Source organism: Thiobacillus sp., assembly GCF_030696885.1.
Lineage (GTDB): Bacteria > Pseudomonadota > Gammaproteobacteria > Burkholderiales > Thiobacillaceae > Thiobacillus.
Genome location: NZ_JAUYRI010000020.1, coordinates 1 through 18195, shown reverse-complemented (window position 1 = coordinate 18195; position 18195 = coordinate 1). Strand labels below are relative to the sequence as shown.

Annotated in this window: 19 protein-coding genes, 1 tRNA gene and 1 riboswitch; of the genes, 8 read left to right on the top strand and 12 right to left on the bottom strand. The window is 63.9% G+C overall.

The annotated features are described in order from the left end of the window. Positions 1 to 33: 33 nt before the first annotated feature. The gene (gene thiC, locus Q8R61_RS10170) at positions 34 to 1980 is read right to left on the bottom strand and encodes a phosphomethylpyrimidine synthase ThiC (protein WP_305536832.1); all 1947 of its coding nucleotides are present in this window, start codon (positions 1978 to 1980) and stop codon (positions 34 to 36) included. 49 nt (positions 1981 to 2029) lie between these two features. Then, a riboswitch (TPP riboswitch) is annotated at positions 2030 to 2137 on the bottom strand. 71 nt (positions 2138 to 2208) lie between these two features. Here thiC and Q8R61_RS10165 point away from each other — a divergent pair. From Q8R61_RS10165 to Q8R61_RS10155, 3 genes are read left to right on the top strand one after another with little or no spacing between them, the layout of a single operon-like run. Then, positions 2209 to 2862 carry a protein-L-isoaspartate O-methyltransferase gene (locus tag Q8R61_RS10165; protein ID WP_305536830.1) on the top strand — a complete coding sequence of 218 codons (654 nt, stop codon included), beginning with the start codon at positions 2209 to 2211 and terminating at the stop codon, positions 2860 to 2862. Positions 2863 to 2873: 11 nt separating this feature from the next. Continuing rightward, positions 2874 to 3191 carry a rhodanese-like domain-containing protein gene (locus Q8R61_RS10160; RefSeq protein ID WP_305536828.1) on the top strand — a complete coding sequence of 106 codons (318 nt, stop codon included), beginning with the start codon at positions 2874 to 2876 and terminating at the stop codon, positions 3189 to 3191. 24 nt (positions 3192 to 3215) lie between these two features. Then, on the top strand, positions 3216 to 4520 hold the full coding sequence (locus Q8R61_RS10155; protein ID WP_305536826.1) for a TolC family outer membrane protein: 1305 nt from the start codon (positions 3216 to 3218) through the stop codon (positions 4518 to 4520). Positions 4521 to 4566: 46 nt separating this feature from the next. On the opposite strand, the gene waaA is transcribed toward Q8R61_RS10155, so the two are convergent. After that, positions 4567 to 5838, bottom strand: coding sequence for a lipid IV(A) 3-deoxy-D-manno-octulosonic acid transferase (gene waaA / locus Q8R61_RS10150; RefSeq protein WP_305536824.1), 1272 nt, complete (start codon positions 5836 to 5838; stop codon positions 4567 to 4569). Positions 5839 to 5936: 98 nt separating this feature from the next. On the opposite strand from waaA, the gene Q8R61_RS10145 reads away from it, so the two are divergent. Together Q8R61_RS10145 and Q8R61_RS10140 are read left to right on the top strand one after the other, a co-directional pair. Beyond that, entirely contained in the window at positions 5937 to 6947 is a 1011-nt protein-coding gene (locus Q8R61_RS10145) for an NAD-dependent epimerase (RefSeq protein ID WP_305536823.1), read from the top strand. A gap of 62 nt (positions 6948 to 7009) precedes the next feature. Then, positions 7010 to 7627: a hypothetical protein gene (locus Q8R61_RS10140; protein ID WP_305536821.1), complete on the top strand. Its 618-nt coding sequence runs from the start codon at positions 7010 to 7012 to the stop codon at positions 7625 to 7627. 98 nt (positions 7628 to 7725) lie between these two features. On the opposite strand, the gene Q8R61_RS10135 is transcribed toward Q8R61_RS10140, so the two are convergent. After that, positions 7726 to 8028 carry a HigA family addiction module antitoxin gene (locus Q8R61_RS10135; protein WP_305536819.1) on the bottom strand — a complete coding sequence of 101 codons (303 nt, stop codon included), beginning with the start codon at positions 8026 to 8028 and terminating at the stop codon, positions 7726 to 7728. A 22-nt stretch (positions 8029 to 8050) separates the two neighbouring features. Next, positions 8051 to 8329 carry a type II toxin-antitoxin system RelE/ParE family toxin gene (locus Q8R61_RS10130; RefSeq protein ID WP_305536817.1) on the bottom strand — a complete coding sequence of 93 codons (279 nt, stop codon included), beginning with the start codon at positions 8327 to 8329 and terminating at the stop codon, positions 8051 to 8053. A 112-nt stretch (positions 8330 to 8441) separates the two neighbouring features. On the opposite strand from Q8R61_RS10130, the gene Q8R61_RS10125 reads away from it, so the two are divergent. After that, positions 8442 to 9857, top strand: coding sequence for a DHA2 family efflux MFS transporter permease subunit (locus tag Q8R61_RS10125; protein WP_305536815.1), 1416 nt, complete (start codon positions 8442 to 8444; stop codon positions 9855 to 9857). Between the two features lie 32 nt (positions 9858 to 9889). On the opposite strand, the gene Q8R61_RS10120 is transcribed toward Q8R61_RS10125, so the two are convergent. After that, positions 9890 to 10717, bottom strand: coding sequence for a flagellar brake protein (locus tag Q8R61_RS10120; protein ID WP_305536813.1), 828 nt, complete (start codon positions 10715 to 10717; stop codon positions 9890 to 9892). Positions 10718 to 11013: 296 nt separating this feature from the next. On the opposite strand from Q8R61_RS10120, the gene Q8R61_RS10115 reads away from it, so the two are divergent. Continuing rightward, a complete protein-coding gene (locus Q8R61_RS10115) occupies positions 11014 to 11613 on the top strand; it encodes a polymer-forming cytoskeletal protein (protein WP_305536811.1) in 600 nt (199 codons plus the stop codon). A gap of 132 nt (positions 11614 to 11745) precedes the next feature. Here the strand turns inward: Q8R61_RS10115 and Q8R61_RS10110 are convergent, their stop codons facing one another. Beyond that, positions 11746 to 12486, bottom strand: a complete 741-nt coding sequence (locus tag Q8R61_RS10110) for a pteridine reductase (RefSeq protein ID WP_305536809.1) — start codon at positions 12484 to 12486, stop codon at positions 11746 to 11748. A 72-nt stretch (positions 12487 to 12558) separates the two neighbouring features. Here Q8R61_RS10110 and Q8R61_RS10105 point away from each other — a divergent pair, with 72 nt between their 5' ends. Beyond that, positions 12559 to 13704 carry a class I SAM-dependent methyltransferase gene (locus tag Q8R61_RS10105; RefSeq protein ID WP_305536807.1) on the top strand — a complete coding sequence of 382 codons (1146 nt, stop codon included), beginning with the start codon at positions 12559 to 12561 and terminating at the stop codon, positions 13702 to 13704. 13 nt (positions 13705 to 13717) lie between these two features. On the opposite strand, the gene Q8R61_RS10100 is transcribed toward Q8R61_RS10105, so the two are convergent. The 6 genes from Q8R61_RS10100 to Q8R61_RS10075 form a co-directional block, all read right to left on the bottom strand. Further along, on the bottom strand, positions 13718 to 14572 hold the full coding sequence (locus tag Q8R61_RS10100; RefSeq protein ID WP_305536805.1) for an HlyC/CorC family transporter: 855 nt from the start codon (positions 14570 to 14572) through the stop codon (positions 13718 to 13720). A 7-nt stretch (positions 14573 to 14579) separates the two neighbouring features. Further along, on the bottom strand, positions 14580 to 15038 hold the full coding sequence (gene ybeY, locus Q8R61_RS10095) for an rRNA maturation RNase YbeY (RefSeq protein WP_305536803.1): 459 nt from the start codon (positions 15036 to 15038) through the stop codon (positions 14580 to 14582). After that, a complete protein-coding gene (locus Q8R61_RS10090) occupies positions 15028 to 15987 on the bottom strand; it encodes a PhoH family protein (protein ID WP_305536801.1) in 960 nt (319 codons plus the stop codon). The genes ybeY and Q8R61_RS10090 overlap by 11 nt, the downstream gene beginning before the upstream one ends. Further along, positions 15984 to 17324, bottom strand: coding sequence for a tRNA (N6-isopentenyl adenosine(37)-C2)-methylthiotransferase MiaB (miaB, locus tag Q8R61_RS10085; protein WP_305536799.1), 1341 nt, complete (start codon positions 17322 to 17324; stop codon positions 15984 to 15986). Before miaB ends, Q8R61_RS10090 begins: the two co-directional genes overlap by 4 nt. 78 nt (positions 17325 to 17402) lie before the next feature. After that, a tRNA-Met gene (locus Q8R61_RS10080) sits at positions 17403 to 17479 on the bottom strand. Positions 17480 to 17598: 119 nt separating this feature from the next. After that, a complete protein-coding gene (locus Q8R61_RS10075) occupies positions 17599 to 18153 on the bottom strand; it encodes a hypothetical protein (protein WP_305536797.1) in 555 nt (184 codons plus the stop codon). Positions 18154 to 18195: the final 42 nt, after the last annotated feature.

Here is an 18195-nt window from a genome sequence, read left to right as displayed (position 1 = left end):
AAATCCCCGTACCCTGTCGGATGTAAAAAAGCCTCAGACCTTGCGATAGACCTCGGCGCCCTGCTTCACGAACTCCACCGCCTTGACTTCCATGCCCTTGGCCAGCGCGTCGGCTTCGTTGAGGCCTTCCTTCGCGGCGTACTCGCGCACGTCCTGGGTGATCTTCATCGAGCAGAAATGCGGGCCGCACATCGAGCAGAAATGCGCGACCTTGGCCGACTCTTTCGGCAGCGTCTCGTCATGGAAAGACTTCGCCTTGTCGGGGTCGAGGCCGAGGTTGAACTGGTCGTCCCACCTAAACTCAAAACGCGCCTTGCTCAAGGCGTTGTCGCGGATCTGCGCGCCGGGATGGCCCTTCGCCAGATCCGCCGCGTGCGCGGCGAGCTTGTAGGTGATGATGCCTTCCTTCACGTCATCCTTGTCGGGCAGGCCCAGATGTTCCTTCGGCGTCACGTAGCAGAGCATCGCGGTGCCGTACCAGCCGATCATCGCGGCGCCGATGCCGCTGGTGATGTGGTCGTAGCCGGGGGCGATGTCGGTGGTCAGCGGGCCGAGCGTATAAAACGGCGCTTCGGAACACTGCTCCAGCTGGATGTCCATGTTCTCTTTGATCAGGTGCATCGGGACGTGGCCGGGACCCTCGATCATCACCTGCACGTCGTGCTTCCACGCCACCTGGGTCAGTTCGCCCAGCGTCTTCAGCTCGGACAGCTGCGCTTCGTCGTTGGCGTCGTAGATCGAGCCGGGACGCAAGCCATCACCCAAGCTGAAGGCCACGTCGTAGGCCTTCATGATTTCGCAGATGTCCTCGAAGTGCGTGTAGAGGAATGATTCCTTGTGGTGCGCAAGGCACCACTTCGCCATGATCGAGCCACCGCGGGAAACGATGCCGGTCATGCGGTTGGCGGTCATCGGCACGTAGCGCAGCAGCACGCCGGCGTGGATCGTGAAGTAGTCGACGCCCTGCTCGGCCTGCTCGATCAGCGTGTCGCGGAACATTTCCCAGGTCAGGTCTTCGGCCTTGCCGTCGACTTTTTCCAGCGCCTGATAGATTGGGACTGTTCCAATGGGTACGGGCGAATTGCGGATGATCCACTCGCGCGTCTCATGGATGTTCTTGCCGGTGGACAGGTCCATCACGGTGTCGCCGCCCCAGCGGATCGCCCAGGTCATTTTCTCGACTTCTTCCTGGATGCTGGAACCGAGCGCCGAGTTGCCGATGTTGGCATTGATCTTCACCAGGAAATTGCGGCCGATGATCATCGGCTCGGATTCCGGGTGGTTGATGTTGTTGGGGATGATGGCGCGGCCGCGCGCGACTTCGTCGCGCACGAACTCGGGCGTGATCTCGTTCTGCAGGTTCGCGCCAAAGTTCTGGCCAGGATGCTGGCGGTTCATCAGCGCGGCGAGCTTCTCGCCCATCGGGCCGGTTTGCTTCAGCGATTCGAGATAGGCAGTGCGATTGTTGTTCTCACGGATCGCGATGAACTCCATCTCCGGCGTGACGATGCCCTGGCGCGCGTAGTGCATCTGCGTGACGTTCATGCCGGCTTTCGCGCGGCGCGGCGTGCGCGCCAGATCGGGAAAGCGCATCGCGGCGAGTTCGGGGTTGGCGGCCTGCTGGCGACCGTATTCGGAGGAGAGGTCGGCCAACACCTCGGTGTCGCCGCGTGCCTCGATCCAGCGGGTGCGCAGCGCGGGCAGGCCTTTGCGGATGTCGATCTGCGCCGCCGGGTCGGAATACGGGCCCGAGCAGTCGTAGACGAAAATGGGCGGATTGGGCTCCGAGCGGGCGGCGTCGCCTTTGCCGGGTTCGCCGCTGAACATCAGCGGCGTGTCGGCCTGGCTGATTTCACGCATTGGCACGCGGATATCGGGCTGGCTGCCCTGCACATAGATCTTGCGCGAATTGGGCAGGGGGTGCACCGCTGCTTCGTCGACGTGGGCCGTGGCGGCAAGAAACTTGGGGTTGGCGTTCATGGGCGCTCCAGTCAGACAGGAGGCCTCGCAAGCCTCGCTGCAAAAATCCGCGGGAGGCCTACAGCCTCCCTACGGCGGTATCAACCGCATCAGGTTCGAAGGGTATGTCTCACTCCATCCGGAAAAAGCTTCCGCACGGAGACCCCTGGCGAGCGGCCAAGGTAGCCGAAATGTGGAATAATTGCAAGGCAAGTCCCCATCTAACTTATTGATATTCAAGGGCACCGCATGGACATCGAGCAAGCGCGCTTCAACATGGTGGAACAGCAGATCCGTCCCTGGGACGTGTTGGATCAGGAGGTGCTGGATCTGCTGTCCAAGGTGCGTCGCGAAGACTACGTGCCGCAGGCGCACCGCGCGCTGGCCTTCGTCGACATGGAAATCCCGCTCGGCCACGGCCAGGCCATGTGGACGCCCAAGCTGGAAGCGCGGGTGGTGCAGGAGCTCGACATCCGCCCCACCGACCGCGCGCTGGAAATCGGCACCGGCAGCGGCTACCTGACCGCGCTGCTGGCCTCCCGCGCCGCCGGCGTGGTGTCGGTCGACATCCTGCCTGAATTCACCACCACGGCGACGCAGAAACTGCGCGCACACGGCTTCGACAATGTGGTGCTGCATACCGGCGACGCCGCCACCGACTGGGCCGACGATGCCGGCTTCGACGTCATTGTGCTGACCGGTTCGACGCCGCTGCTGTCGGACGCGCTGCTGCGCCGCCTCAAGCTCGGCGGCCGCCTGTTCGCCATCACCGGCGAGGCACCCGTGATGGAAGCGCAGCTCATCACCTGCACCGCGCCCGGCGCCTATCGCAGTGTAACGCTGTTCGAGACCTGCGTGGCGCCGCTGCTCAACGCGCCGCACCCCGCCGCATTCGTTTTCTGAGCGTCTGCCTGATGCGCCAGTTTCGTCCCGCCGAACTCGCCGCCCACCTGCAGGCCGGGCACGCGCCGGTGCTGCTCGACGTGCGCGAGCCGTGGGAATGGAACCTGTGCCGCCTGCCCGGCACGGTGCTGATCCCGATGCGCGAGCTGCCCGAGCGCCAGGCCGAATTGAACAAGGACGCCGAAACCGTGGTCATCTGCCATCATGGCGTTCGCAGTTATCACGCGGCACGCTATCTTGAAAGCCTGGGCTTCGGCAATGTCATCAATCTGTCGGGCGGCATGGCTGCCTGGGCAGACGAAGTCGAACCGGCCATGCCGCGCTACTGAACCGCTACAAGAACTGGATCCAACATGCAGCTCAAGCCCCTGTTACTCGCCCTGACCCTGGCGCTGGCCCCCACTGCCCACGCCACCAACCTGACCGACGTCTACCGCGACGCGCTGGCCTACGACGCGCAATTCGCCGCCGCGCGCGCCGCATACGAGGCCGGCAAGGAAAAAGCGGTGCAGGGCCGCGCCGGGCTGCTGCCCAACGTCAACCTAGGCGGCAACGTGCGCTACCAGAATGTCGACGCCTCCTACGGGGAAGACACCTTTTCCTCCAACAGCATCGGGATCAACGCCGCGCAACCCTTGTTCCGCAAGCAGAACAGCGTGCAGTACGAACAATCGAAGAATCAGGTGAAGATCGCCGAAATGCAGTTGAAGGTGGCCGAGCAGGAGCTGATCCTGCGGGTGGCGCAGGCCTATTTCGACGTGCTGCAGTCGCAGGACAACATCGCCTTCATCAATTCGCAGAAGGCCTCGATCACCGAACAGCTGGCCGCCGCCAAGCGCAATTTCGAAGTCGGCACCGCCACCATCACCGACACTCACGAAGCGCAGGCCCGCTTCGACCTCGCCGTCGCGCAGGAAATCGCCGAGCAGAACAGCCTCAACATCCGTCTGCGCGCGCTGGAAAAACTGATCGGCAAGCCGGCCGGCACCCTCGACAGTCTGGTCGACAACAAATTGCTGCGGGCCGAAGCCGGCACCCTCGACGAATGGGCCGCGCGCGCCGCCGACGGCAACCTGCAGGCCGAAATCCAGCGCATCGCCAAGACCATCGCCGACCAGGAAGTCGAGCGCAACCGCGCCGGCCATTATCCGACGCTGGATGCGGTGGCCGGCTACACCGTTAACAACAACCAAAGCTTCGGCACCGGGAAGATCGATACGAAGACAGCCAGCATCGGCGTCGAACTCAACCTGCCGATCTACCAGGGCGGGCTGACCAGTTCGCGCGTGCGCGAAGCCGTCGCCTTCCAGGAAAAGGCGCGCCAGGATCTGGAATTCGCCACCCGCGAAGCCGGCTTGCAGGCCCGTCAGGCCTGGCTCAACGTCAACAGCGGCGTCGCCCGCGTGCGTGCGCTGGAACAGGCGCTGATCTCCACCCAGGCACAGCTCGACTCGACCAAGCTCGGCCTCGATGTCGGCGTGCGCACCAACCTCGACGTGCTCGATGCCGAGCAGCAGGTGCTGTCCGCCCGCCGCGACCTCGCCGCCGCACGCTATGCCTACCTGCTGGCTACGCTGTCACTGAAGGCCGCCGTCGGCACGCTGAGCCCGGCCGATCTGGCCGAGATTGATCAGCACCTGAGACCCGTTCCGCAGTAAACGTCCGAGGGGCGGTGCCGCCGCACGCTACCGTCGGCTTGAAGGATTAAACCAACGCTGACACCAGCTCCGCCACCCGCGTCGCCGCACCGCGGTGGCGTGCGGCGAACGCCAGTCCGGCCTCGCCCATGCGCGCACGCATCGGGCCATCGCCCAGCAGCTTCAGCGCATTTTCCAGCAGGTCGGCGGCGTCGTTCACCCGCAGCGCCGCGCCCGCATCGATCGCCCGCTGGGTCGCCTCCTCGAAGTTGTAGGTATAGGGCCCCACCAGCACCGGCCGTCCCACGCTCGCCGCCTCGATCAGGTTCTGTCCGCCCAGCGGCTGCAGACTGCCACCGACGAAGGCGGCATCGCAGGCCGCGTAATACGCAAACAGTTCCCCCAGGCTGTCGCCCAGCAGCACCCGCGTGCCCGGATTCAATGCCGTTCCCTCCGCAACGCTGCGCCGCTGATACGGCAAACCCGTCGACTCGACCAGCGCCGCCACCGCATCGAAGCGTTGCGGATGCCGCGGCACCAGCACCAGCAGCACGTCGACCGGCGCGGCGTCACTGAAGGCGCGCAACAAGGGCAGTTCCTCGCCTTCGCGCGTGCTTGCCGCCAGCAGCACGGGGCGGGCGCCCCATGCCGCTTTCCATGCCGCGCCGCGTTCGAGCTGATCGGTCGGCGGCGCGATGTCGAATTTGAGATTGCCAGTGACGTGAACCGACGCCGCGCCCAGTTTGAGCAGGCGCGCGGCGTCGGCTTCGGTCTGCGCGGCAATGCTGTCGATCCGCTGCAGCGACGCCCGCGTCAGCGCCGGCAGCCGCGCATAGCCGCGCGCCGAACGTTCCGACAGCCGCGCATTGGCCAGCACCAGCGGCACGCCCGCGCGCGCAGCAGCGCGGATCAGATTGGGCCACAGCTCGGTTTCCATCAGGATGCCGACGCGCGGCTTCAGCCGCCGCAGGAAGCGGCGCACCAGCCAGGCATAGTCGTAGGGCAGATAGACAATGTGCGCAAAACCACCGTACAGCGATTCGGCGGTGGCGCGCCCGGTCGGCGTCATGCAGGTCAGCAGCACGGGCGAATCCGGATGCGCGGTGCGCAATGCGGCGATCAGCGGCTGCGCCGCGCGCATCTCGCCGACCGACACCGCATGGATCCACAGTGCGCCGGTCACCGGCGCCGGCCCGAGCGCCAGCCGCTCAGCCCAGTGCCGCCAGTAGCCGCGCTCGCGTCGGCCCCGCCACAGCAGGCGCAGCGGAATCAGCGGCGCGGCCAGCAGCAGCGCCAGGCGGTAGAGCGTCCAGTCGAGAATCAGACGGATTTTGAACATCGCCGGATTGTAAGGGTGGCAGGGCCTGCGCCCAAACCAGGTGTCATCGGCCGGCATGCGGCCGGTGCTAGAATCGACGCCACCCTGAGGGAGAAAAAATGAAAATCCTGCTCACCGGCGCGGCCGGGTTTATCGGCATGCACGTCGCGCAAATCCTGTTGAAGCGCGGCGACGAAGTCGTCGGCATCGACAGCCTCAACGACTACTACGACCCGGCGCTGAAGCTCGCGCGGCTGGAGCAGCTGAAGCCCTACCCCAACTTCCGCTTCCTCAAGGACGACATCTCCGACCGCATGGTGATGGAAGACCTGTTCGAGAAAGGCCACTTCGACGCCGTCATCAACCTCGCCGCGCAGGCCGGCGTGCGCTACTCGCTGAAGAATCCGCACGCCTACGTGCAGTCCAACATCGTCGGCTTCGCCAACCTGCTCGAAGGCTGTCGCCACCACGGCGTCAAGCACTTCGTCTACGCTAGCTCGTCCTCCGTGTACGGCGCCAACACCAAAATTCCGTTCTCCACCCACGACCCGGTCAACCACCCGGTCAGCCTGTACGCCGCCAGCAAAAAGGCCAACGAGCTGATGGCGCACACCTACTCCCACCTCTACGGCCTGCCCACCACGGGCCTGCGCTACTTCACCGTCTACGGTCCGTGGGGTCGGCCCGACATGTCGCCGTGGCTGTTTACTTCCGCGATATTGGAAGGCCGCACCATAGACGTCTTCAACCATGGCGACATGATGCGCGACTTCACCTACATCGACGACATCGCCGACGGCACCGTCAAAGTGCTCGACCGCATCCCGCACGGCAATCCCGACTTCGACCACAAGAATCCCGACCCGGCATCGAGCCACGCGCCTTACCGCCTCTACAACATCGGCAACCACACCCCGGTGCAGCTGATGGACTTCATCGGCACCATCGAAGCCGCGCTCGGCCAGACCGCGAAAAAGAACTTCCTGCCGATGCAGGACGGCGACGTGCAGGCGACCTACGCGGATGTGGACGACCTGATCCGCGACACCGGGTTCACGCCGGCGACGACACTGGAATACGGGATTGGGAAGTGGGTGGAGTGGTATCGGAGATATAAACAGCTGGGCTGACAGGAAGAGGTAACCGAAGCGGCCCCCCCTTTAGCTGCTAGTGAAGACAGGGGAAACAATGGATGCATGAACGTTCGCACAAGCAATACTGGATGAGGCGCGCCTTACTTGAAACATACGGGCAAATCACTCCTGCCATGGAAAAAAGCCTGAAAAGAAGGGAAGCTGTCGAGCAGGCCCGCGAAAAGGTGGGGGATCCGACGTTTGATCATGATGCAAGGCGACGCTACTGGGTAGGGTTTTGGCAGAGTCTTTTGGCTGGATCTGCTGCCGGCACTCTGGCAGTTGTTTCTTATGCCTTTTTGCGTGCTCTGAACGAGACAGTGGCTCTAGTGAGCACGATGCTACTTTTGTCGATAGCAGCATACCTGTTCTTCTGGAAATCCCGGACTTGTGGGGCGTGCGGGGGTAAATTCATATACCGTTTTCCAATCTATTGCATTGAGTGTGGCGAGACGTACCTGTTCCACAAAGCCGGGAGGTGGCTGTTTGAAAAAACACAAGTCAGGACAGCCGATCGGACAAGAGCGCACAGGGAGGAGAAGTTCGGGCATCAGGATCGTCTGCTTGCCGAGGCCGACGAGATTGCGTCGAGCAAGGACAATGAGTTTAGTCCTGAAGAAATCTCCCGTCTGGAAGAAATATTGCAGGACTTGGCCAAATACAAACTTAAGAAGTAAAAATAACGCGGGATAAAGGGGACGCTACCTTTATCTGGGATCGTGCCCGAAACCACTTTGGGGTCAGGTCTTGCAATATCACATACGCCACGCACGACTCACGCAGCCGCCGCCAGCGGCTGAATCGCCGCCAGATTCTCAGCCAGCGCCTCGCGCGTGAGAGCCAGGTCGTAGTGCGCCTGCAGGTTCAGCCAGAACTCGGCTTCCATGCCGAAGTAGACGCCCAGGCGCGCGGCGGTATCGGCGGTGATGCTGCGCTTGCCGGCGACGATTTCGCCGATGCGGCGTTGCGGCACGCCGATTTCCTTGGCCAGTCGGTATTGGGTCACGCCCAACGGCTTGAGGAATTCTTCCAGCAGGATTTCGCCGGGGGTGGCGAGCGGAATTTGACGTTTTGCCATGATGGCTCCTGATGAAATTGAGTTAGTGATAATCAACGATTTCCACGTCCCACGCTGCGTCGTCTTTCCAGACAAAACACACACGCCACTGGTCGTTGACGCGGATGCTCCATTGACCTTTGCGGTCGCCTTTGAGCGCTTCGAGCCGGTTTTGCGGCGGAATGCGCAAGGACTCCAAACGCTCGACGGCGTGTAGCATCTGCAATTTGCGGATCGCCACGCTTGCGATGTTGGCAAACCGCGGGGAGCGTTTCCCCTCGAACAGCGCTTGTGTTTCGCGACACTTGAATCGCTTGATCATGCCGCCACACTAACGCCTCGCGTTAGTAGTGTCAAGCGATCGTCCTGGTGACTTGCAACACCGTTGCTAACGTAAATTGAGCCGCTCAGAACCGACCCTTTCACACCCACCGATGAACAGCGCCACCGTCAAAACCTACCTGCCTTGGGTCGTAGCCGTGGCGCTGTTCATGGAGGGGCTCGACACCACCATCGTCAACACGGCGATCCCGGCGATCGCGGAGGGGCTGCAGGTGACGCCGCTGAGCCTGAAGGCGGTGGTGACGAGCTACATCCTGAGCCTGGCGGTGTGCATCCCGGTCAGCGGCTGGATGGCGGATCGCTATGGCACGCGCCGTGTGTTCAGCATCGCGGTCGCGGTGTTCACTGTGGCCTCGATCCTGTGCGGCCTGGCGCAAAACGCGCCGATGCTGGTGGCGGGGCGCATCCTGCAGGGCGTGGGCGCGGCGATGATGATGCCGGTGGGGCGACTGGCGATCATCCGCACCTTTCACAAGTCCGAGCTGCTGCGGGCGATGAACTTCGTCATCATCCCGGCGCTGATCGGGCCGTTGCTGGGGCCCACGGTCGGCGGCCTGATCGTGCACTGGTTCTCGTGGCACTACATTTTCTTCATCAACGTGCCGGTGGGGCTGGGGGCGCTGTGGCTGGCGCATCGCTACATGCCGGATTACCGCGGCGATTCACGACGTCCGCTGGATATCATCGGCCTGGTGCTGTTCGGCAGCGGCGCGGCGCTGCTGTCCTGGCTGCTGGAAATCTTCGGCGAGCATCAGATCGACGCGACCTCGGCGGCGGTGCTGCTGGCGCTCAGCCTCAGCCTGCTGGCCGCGTATGTGCTGCATGCCCGCGAGACGCCCCATCCGCTGTTGCGCCTGGCGCTGTTCCGGGTGCGCACGTTTCGCGTGTCGGTGGTGGGTGGCTTCGTCACGCGGCTGGGCGTGGGCGGCATGCCCTTCCTGCTGCCGCTGCTCTATCAGTTGGGCCTGGGGATGCCGGCGTGGCAGTCGGGCCTGTTGATGATGCCGGTGGCGGCGGCGGCGATGTTCATGAAGCTGATTGCCTCGTGGGTGTTGGCGCGCTTCGGCTACCGGCGCGTGCTGACGGTGAACACGGTGATGATCGGGATCGTGGTCAGCCTGTTCTCGCTGGTGACGCCGGCCACGCCGATCGGGCTGATCGTGCTGCTGGGGCTGGCGCTGGGTTTCTTCAATTCGCTGCAATACACCAGCATGAATTCGATGGCTTATGCCGACATCGACACGCCCGATTCGAGCATGGCCAGCACGATCGCCAGCTCGATGCAGCAGATGTCGATGAGCTTCGGGCTGGCCTGTGGCTCACTGGTCGCCGGCTGGTATCTGGGCGAGCTGCCGCAGACCGACCGCGCGGCAGTGATGACGGCGCTCCACTACACCTTGCTGACGGTGGGTGTGTTCACGATGCTGTCGTCGCTGTCGTTCTGGTCGCTGCGCGCGCGGGATGGCGAAAGCGTGAGCCGCGGCAGCGTGCGCGTGGCGGAAGAGTAGGCACGGCCGGAGCGCTCGCGCCCGGCCTGCCGTTACAGATCCGACGCCTGGGCGCTGATCATGTTCTGGTAAAGCATGGTGGAGATGACCAGGGTGTCCTGGCTGGTCAAGGCTTCGAATGACAGGCCATGCAGTGTGGCGGGCTTTTCATCGTCGGCCGTACGTGAGGCATTCACTGAACGAATGATGCACGCCAGGGCCAGCACATGCTCGGTGTCGCCGACCTTGACGCGGAATTTGAGCGTGAGCGGCGCGCCGACTTCGCCAATTTTTTCGCTGACGGCGATCAGCGCCCCGCCGATGCTGATGTCTCGCGCGACGCACGCATACCCACGGCCGTCTTCAACCGTGGCATGGCAGATGATGTTGATCCGTCCACGCGGGCTGCCTCGGATGACCAGCCCCCGCACTTCCTTCGGGTAGGAAAGATGGAGGTGGGGATACGGCGTGTTGGTCACGCGGATTGCCTTGGACGAAAAGGCGTAGACGCTCTTTCCGCTGAACAGGCGAATGACGAAGTCCTGACCTTCGCGAACCAGCATCATGGTGCCGTTGATGATGGGCGTGGTCACGATAACGCTTTGGCCCTTGAGGTAGCCCACCAGCGTGACGAAGCTGCGCGATGGCTCGATATCGGACTGGAACTGCAGCTGGATGGAATCGCCGACGCTCAGCTTGACCTGGTCCAGCGTCATCACGCCGGATTCACGTTGCGCCGAAGCCGGTGTCCCCTTGCCTGTCTGGGCAGACTTGTCGTCAGGGCTTCTGGACACGGCGTTATCAATCAAGGTTTTTAGGTGCTGTACAGGTTTGAGGAAAGACCCAACGTGCATTGCATTTGCCGGGGCATCGTAGAGCATCCGGAGTCAGGCTGCAAACCGTCGTCCATCGCCTCAAGTCGTCCAATGACGACAGGACAAGTCCCGTCTAAGATTTTGTTTTACTGAGGATTCTTCTAATCCGCCGGATTTGGCGTCGCTGTCAGGCGACGTTTTGCCCGGTTTTTTGCCTGTTTGCAACGCAGCAAAATCCTTATCCCTCTGTTTATCAAACGCTTTTGAGCGCTGGCTCGTGTATTGCTCTAAGACAGTGCGGCCAGATCCGGTCGCAAGCACACCAGAGCGTTTTGCAAACCGTTACCGAGAGAGCCCATCCCATGCTGAAGAATTTTATGCACACCAGCAATGAAAAAACCGAGTCCAACCGGGTCAGCCCTTCGACGCTCGACGCCACCCGGCGCACCGCGCCGCTGGCCAAGGCCGCCGAACCCGTACGCGAAGAGACCCCGACGGTCCGCGTGCCGAATGACGTGACGAGCGATGACGGCAACAAGCTGATCGTCGGCCCCAACATCAAGCTGAAAGGCTCCGAGATCACCGATTGCGAAATCCTGGTGGTGGAAGGCCGTGTGGAAGCGTCGATGAACAGCCGTGACATCCGCATCGCCGAGGGCGGCGTGTTTTCGGGCAAGGCCGAAATCGATGTGGCGGAAGTGCGTGGCACCTTCGAAGGCGACCTCACCGCGCGCAAGCGTCTGGTGATCTACGCCACCGGCAAGGTCAGCGGCGTGATTCGCTATGGCGCGATGATGGTCGAGGAAGGCGGCACGATCTCCGGCGACGTGGCCACGCTGGCGTCAGGCCCCAGCCTCGCCAAGGTGCCGGACGCCGAGACGCAGGCCGAATCGGACACGCACACCCCCACCGCGCAGGACCTGATTTCCGGCGCGGCGTTTGCGCGCGGTCAGCGACGCTAGGGTTGAACTCTGTCTAGCGGCATTCCCGCTGTCGCCAATGCGCGACGGCGGGGTGCTGTTGTTGCTGCACCCACCCCCGAAACCGCCCCGCCTTCAGCCGGCGCAGGCGGGGCGCCCGCTTGGGCCGCTTTCTTACAGCTTCGCGCTGCGTCCGCCGTCCACCGCCAGAATCTGACCCGTCACGAACTGCGTGTCCATCGCGAAGAAGCGCACCGCAAGCGCGATGTCGTGGGGATCGCCGGCGCGCTTCAGCATGGTGTGCGAGACAATGCGCTGGCGCGAGACCTCGTCGAAATTCGCATCGTCTTCCGGCCACATGATCGGGCCCGGCGCGATGCCGTTGACGCGCACTTCCGGCGCCAGCTCGCGCGCCAGGGATTTGGTCAGCCCGACCAGGCCGGCCTTGGCGACGGAATAGACGACGTAGTTTTTCATCGGCCGGTCGGCGTGGATGTCGGTGATGTTGATGATGCAGCCGCGACGCTTCTTCAGTTCCGGCGCGGCGGCCTGCGACAGAAACATCGGCGCCTTGAGGTTGCTGCCCATCAGGTCGACCCAGTCCTTTTCGGCGATGCTGCCCACCGGCGTGGGATAAAAGCTCGAGGCATTGTTGAGCAGCACATCGAGCCCGCCGAAGGTGATGACGGTCTGGTGAACCAGGCTCGGCAGCCCGCCGATATCAAGCAGGTCGGCCTGGATCAGCGCCACCGAATCGGGACGGACCGCGTTGAGCTCGTTCTGCAGCGCACGCGCCTCGGTGGCCGAGCTGCGGTAGTGGATCATCAAGTTGGCGCCGGCCGCGTGCAGCAATCGCGCCGACGCGGCACCCACCCGCCTGGCCCCACCGGTAATCAACACCACTTTGCCTTGCATCGGGATTCGCCCTTATAGTCGCGTGATTCTGGATTATCCAACCGTCCGCATTATCCCTGATTCATTCGCCGCATGCTGCCTGCTCCTACTCCCGACGCGCTTGCCCACAGCCAACGCGTCACCGCGCACCTGCGGTCGCTGATCGACGACGCCGGCGGCTGGATCCCGTTTTCGCGCTATATGGAAACCGCGCTCTATGCGCCGGGGCTGGGTTATTACGCCGCCGGGGCGATGAAGTTCGGCGCGGCGGGCGACTTCGTCACCGCGCCGGAAATGACGCCGCTGTTCGGCCGCACGCTGGCGCAGGCGATTGCGCCGGTGCTGCAGGAAACCGGCGGCGAGGTGCTGGAACTGGGCGCCGGCAGCGGGCGACTGGCGGCGGACCTGCTGGCCGAACTGGACCAGCTCGGGAGCAAGCCGGCGCGCTACAGCATTCTAGAAGTGAGCGCTGACTTGCGGCAACGCCAGCAGCAGACGCTGGCGCGCGAACAGCCGCGGCTGCTCGAGCAGGTGCGCTGGCTGGAGGCGCTGCCGCAACATTTCAACGGCGTGATCCTCGGCAACGAAGTGCTCGACGCGCTGCCGGTGGAGCTCGTACACGGGACAAATGCCGGGCCGCAGCAGCGCGGCGTGACGTGGACGGGCGACGGCTTCGCCTGGCAGGACCGGCCGATCGACGACCCGGTGCTGCGCGCCCGCGCCGACGCCCTGGCGCTGCCGCCGGGCTACCTCACCGAAATCAACCTGGCGGCGGACGCACTGATCGCTTCGCTCGCCCACGGCCTCGATCGCGGTCTGATCCTGATGATCGACTATGGTTTCAGCGCGAGTGAGTACTACCACCCACAACGCCACATGGGCACGCTGCGGGCGCATTACCGCCACCATGCGCTGGACGATCCGTTCTACCTGCCGGGGCTCGCCGACCTGACCGCGCACGTCGACTTCAGCGCGGTGGCCCGGGCGGGAACGGATGCGGGGCTGGAACTCGCGGGCTACACCAGCCAGGCGGGCTTTTTACTGAACAGCGGGCTGACCGAGCTGCTGATGCAGACCCCGCCGACCGAGGTCGCGGCTTACCTGCCGCAGGCGAATGCGGTGCAGCGGCTGGTATCGCCGGCCGAGATGGGGGAGCTGTTCAAGGTGATCGGCCTCGCCAAAGGCGCGCTGGCGCCCCTGGCGGGATTCGCGCGCGGCGACCGCCGGCACACGCTGTAAATCAAACTGGCTTTTACACTAGCGGCAGCTGGGCGTCGTCTTCATCTTGCAGTCGCGTCACCCGCACCGCATGCAGGCGGCGACTGTCGGCACGCAGGATGCTGAACAGGAAACCGTCGAACTTGACCGATTCGCCACGCTTGGGCAAATGGCCGAAGCGCGAGACGACCAGCCCGCCGACGGTGTCGAATTCCTCGTCGGAGAAATGCGCGCCCAGGGTCTGGTTGAAATCGTCGATCTCGGTGCCGGCTTTTACGCGGAACACGCCTTCGTTTTCGCGGATGATGTTGTCCTCGGTCTCGTCGAAGTCGTATTCGTCCTCGATGTCGCCGACGATCTGCTCCAGCACGTCCTCGATCGTCACCAGCCCGGCGACGCCGCCGTATTCGTCGACGACGATGGCAATGTGGTTGCGGTTGGAACGGAATTCCTTCAGCAGCACGTTGAGCCGTTTCGATTCCGGAATGAACACGGCCGGGCGCAGCATGCCGCGGATGTCGCTGTCGGACTCGGCGTAGTGGCGCAGCAGGTCCTTGGCCAGCAAGATCCCGATGACGTCGTCGCGGTCCTTGTCGATGACCGGGAAGCGCGAGTGCGCAGTTTCGATGACATGGGGAATGAAAGCCTCGGGCGCGTCGTTGATGTCGACGACGTCCATCTGCGCGCGCGGGATCATGATCTCGCCAACGCGCATTTCGGACACCTGCAGCACGCCCTCGATCATCGCCAGGGCGTCGGCATCCATCAGGCTGTTTTCGTAGGCACCGTGGAGCAGCTCGATCAGCTGTTCACGGTCTTCGGGTTCGCGCATCAGCCAGTGGGAGATGCGCTCGAGCAAGCTCGGTTTGGGACTACTGTCAGACTCCATTTTCGTATCAGGAAGTGTAGGGATTGGGGATATGAAACCGCTTCAGTATAGCGATTTCGCGTGATTCCATGATATTGGCCTCGGCCGGGTCGAGGTGATCGTGACCCTGCAGGTGCAACACGCCATGGATGGTCATGTGGGCGTAATGGTGTTGCAGCGGCTTGCCCTGCTCGCGCGCCTCGCGCTCGACCACCGGCGCACAGATCACCACGTCGCCGCCCAGCACGCCGCGCCCGGCGCCATCGTGGCCAATCTCGCCGTATTCGAAAGTCAGCACGTTGGGGACATAGCCCTTGTGGCGATAGTCCTGGTTGAGCGCCTGCGCTTCGTCGGCGTCGACGATGCGCACCGTGATCTCGGCCGGAAACTCGAGCGCCGCCGCAACCCAGCGACGCACTTGTGCGCGGCTCGGCAACTCGGTCGCCGCGCTGGCGAACTGCACCGACAGGCTGAATTCAGGCGCCACGCTTTTCCGTTTCCGCACGGCGCGCGGCGTAGGCGTCGACAATGCGGCCGACCAGCGGGTGGCGCACCACGTCTTCGGACAGGAAGTGGGTGAAGGCAATGCCGCGCACGTCGCCCAGCACCTCGGTCGCATCCAGCAGGCCGGACTTGATGTGCTTGGGCAGGTCGATCTGCGTCGGGTCGCCGGTCACCACGGCGCGCGCGCCAAAACCAATCCGCGTCAGAAACATCTGCATCTGCTCCGGCGTGGTGTTCTGCGCCTCGTCGAGAATGATGAAGGCGTGATTGAGCGTGCGCCCGCGCATGAAGGCGAGCGGTGCGACCTCGATGGCGTGCCGCTCAATCAGCCGCGTCACCTTGTCGAAACCCATCAGGTCGTACAGCGCGTCGTACAGCGGGCGCAGGTAGGGGTCGACCTTCTGCGTCAGGTCGCCCGGCAGGAAGCCGAGCCGCTCGCCGGCTTCGACCGCCGGCCGGGTCAGCACGATGCGCTTGACCTGCTCGCGCTCCAGCGCGTCGACCGCGCAGGCGACGGCAAGATAGGTCTTGCCGGTACCGGCCGGGCCTACGCCGAAGGTGATGTCGTGGCTGCGGATCTGCTCGATGTATTCGCCCTGGCGCGGCGTGCGCGCGCGGAGATCCGCACGGCGCGTACGCAGCGCGGGACCTTCCTCGTCGGCACGGCCGCGGGTGAGTTCGACCAAGCCCAGCTGGATGTCGTCGAGCGAGAGTTCGTCGTGCGCGCGGTTGTAGAAATGCTCGATCGCCTGTGCGCCCTTTTCGGCCTGGGCGGCATCGCCGCTGAAGCGGAAGCTGGAACCACGGCGGCCGATGGTGACGTCGAACGCCGCCTCGATCTGGCGCAGGTTCTCGTCCATCGGGCCACACAGGTTGGCCAGGCGCCGGTTGTCTTCCGGGGCGAGGCGCAGTTCAACGATATCGGTTTTCAAGCGCTTGTGGTCTCGGTGAGGGCGACTTCGCCGCGCAGGCTGTGCGGCAGGGCCTGGGTGATGGTGACGTCGACGAACTGCCCGATCAGGCGCGGCTGGCCGGCGAAGTTGACGATGCGGTTGTTGTCGGTGCGACCGGCGAGCTCCTCGGCGTTTTTCCTGGCGTGGCCTTCGACCAGCACGCGCTGCATGCTGCCGACCATGGCCTGGTTCACTTTCTGCGCCTGCGCCTCGATCTGCGCCTGCAATCTCATGAGCCGCTGCGTCTTCAGTTCGGCCGACACGTCATCCGGATAGTCGGAGGCCGGCGTGCCGGGGCGCTTGCTGTAGATGAAGGAGAAGCTGGCGTCGAAGTCGAGCTCGACGATCAGCTTCATGGTCGCCTCGAAATCGGCCTCGGTCTCGCCGGGGAAGCCGACGATGAAGTCGGACGACAGGCAGAGGTCGGGGCGCTGTTCGCGCAATTTCCGCACGATGGATTTGAATTCGAGCACGGTGTGGCCGCGCTTCATCGCCGCGAGGATGCGGTCGGAACCCGACTGTACCGGCAGATGCAGATGCGACACCAGCTTGGGCAGCGTGCCATAGCACTCGATCAGCCGCTGCGTCATTTCACGCGGGTGGCTGGTGGTGTAGCGGATGCGCTCGATTCCTGGAATCTCATGCACCATTTCCAGCAAAAACGCGAAGTCGGCGGTGCCGCCCTCGTGCAACGCGCCCTGGTAGGCGTTGACGTTCTGCCCCAGGAGCGTGACTTCCTTCACCCCGTGTTCGGCCAGACGCGACACTTCGGCAATGACGTCGTCGAACGGGCGCGAGACTTCCTCGCCGCGCGTGTAGGGCACGACGCAGAAGGTGCAGTACTTGGAGCAGCCTTCCATGATCGAGACGAAGGCCGACGAACCCTCGACCCGCGCCGGCGGCAGGTGGTCGAATTTCTCGATTTCGGGAAAGCTGATATCGACTTGGGCGCGGCCGGTCTCGCGGCGTTGCGCGATCAGTTCCGGCAGGCGGTGCAGGGTCTGTGGGCCAAACACCACGTCGACGAAGGGCGCACGCGACACGATCGCGGCGCCTTCCTGCGATGCGACGCAGCCGCCGACGCCGATGATGAGATTGGGGTTGAGCTGCTTCAGATGGCGCACCCGGCCGAGGTCATGGAACACCTTCTCCTGCGCCTTTTCGCGCACCGAGCAGGTGTTGAACAGGATGACGTCGGCGTCTTCGGGTGTGTCGGTTTTCACCAGACCATCGGATGCGCCCATCACGTCGGCCATCTTGTCCGAGTCGTACTCGTTCATCTGACAGCCGAAGGTTTTGATGTAGATCTTCTTCATGGGGTGCCGGGACAGTGAATAGACTGAGGGCGGGGATTTCGCCGCTGCAATTGAGCCGCAGCCACGAAATGAGAAATGTGGTGGTGATGAGTGGACTTGAACCACCGACCCCCGGATTATGAATCCGATGCTCTAACCGACTGAGCTACATCACCTTGGGGACTGCTTCTTCGGCCAGCGACCGCCGAAAAGGCGCGCATTTTAGCTGATCGGGACACACACTGTCAAAGCGCGTTGCCGGGAGGAAAGGCGGCGATTCCGGTTGGCGCGGGATTCACTGCGGCCGCAGTTTCGCCAGTTCGTCGAGCAGGCTAATCAGCAGTTCGCGTCCTAGCGGCCCCATGCCGGCGACCAGCTGGTCGGTGTCGCGTTCGCCGTTGACCAGCCGGCGCATGCGTCCACCCAACAGCGCCATGTCACCGCCCGCCTTCATCATCTGCTCGGCCATGTTGGCGAGTACTGACATCGCCTGTGCGTCGCCCCGGGCTGCGGCATCGATCAGCGCGGCCAGCCCCGGCGCGGCGGCGCTGCCGTCCGGCTGGGTGTCGAGCGCGGGCAGCGTGGCGGGGTTGTCGATGCCGCGCAGGATGGCGTCGAGTAGGATGCCGTCTTCCTCGTCCAGCCCCAGCTTGATCGAGGGATCGCGGCGGCCATTGATGACGTGGCGCAGCGCGCCGACCAGGCGCGGCCAGCCGGCCTGCTCGGCGGCGTCGAGCTGTTTCATCAGGTCGGGCAACTGGCTGCGGTCGCGCAGCGCGTTGACGACGGTGTGGATGAAGGCGGCGTGGACGCGCAGGACTTGTTCGACGGCGGAGGGGAGTTGGGCCATGGCAGGGGTCAGGGGTCAGGGGTCAGGGGTCAGGGAGAGCGA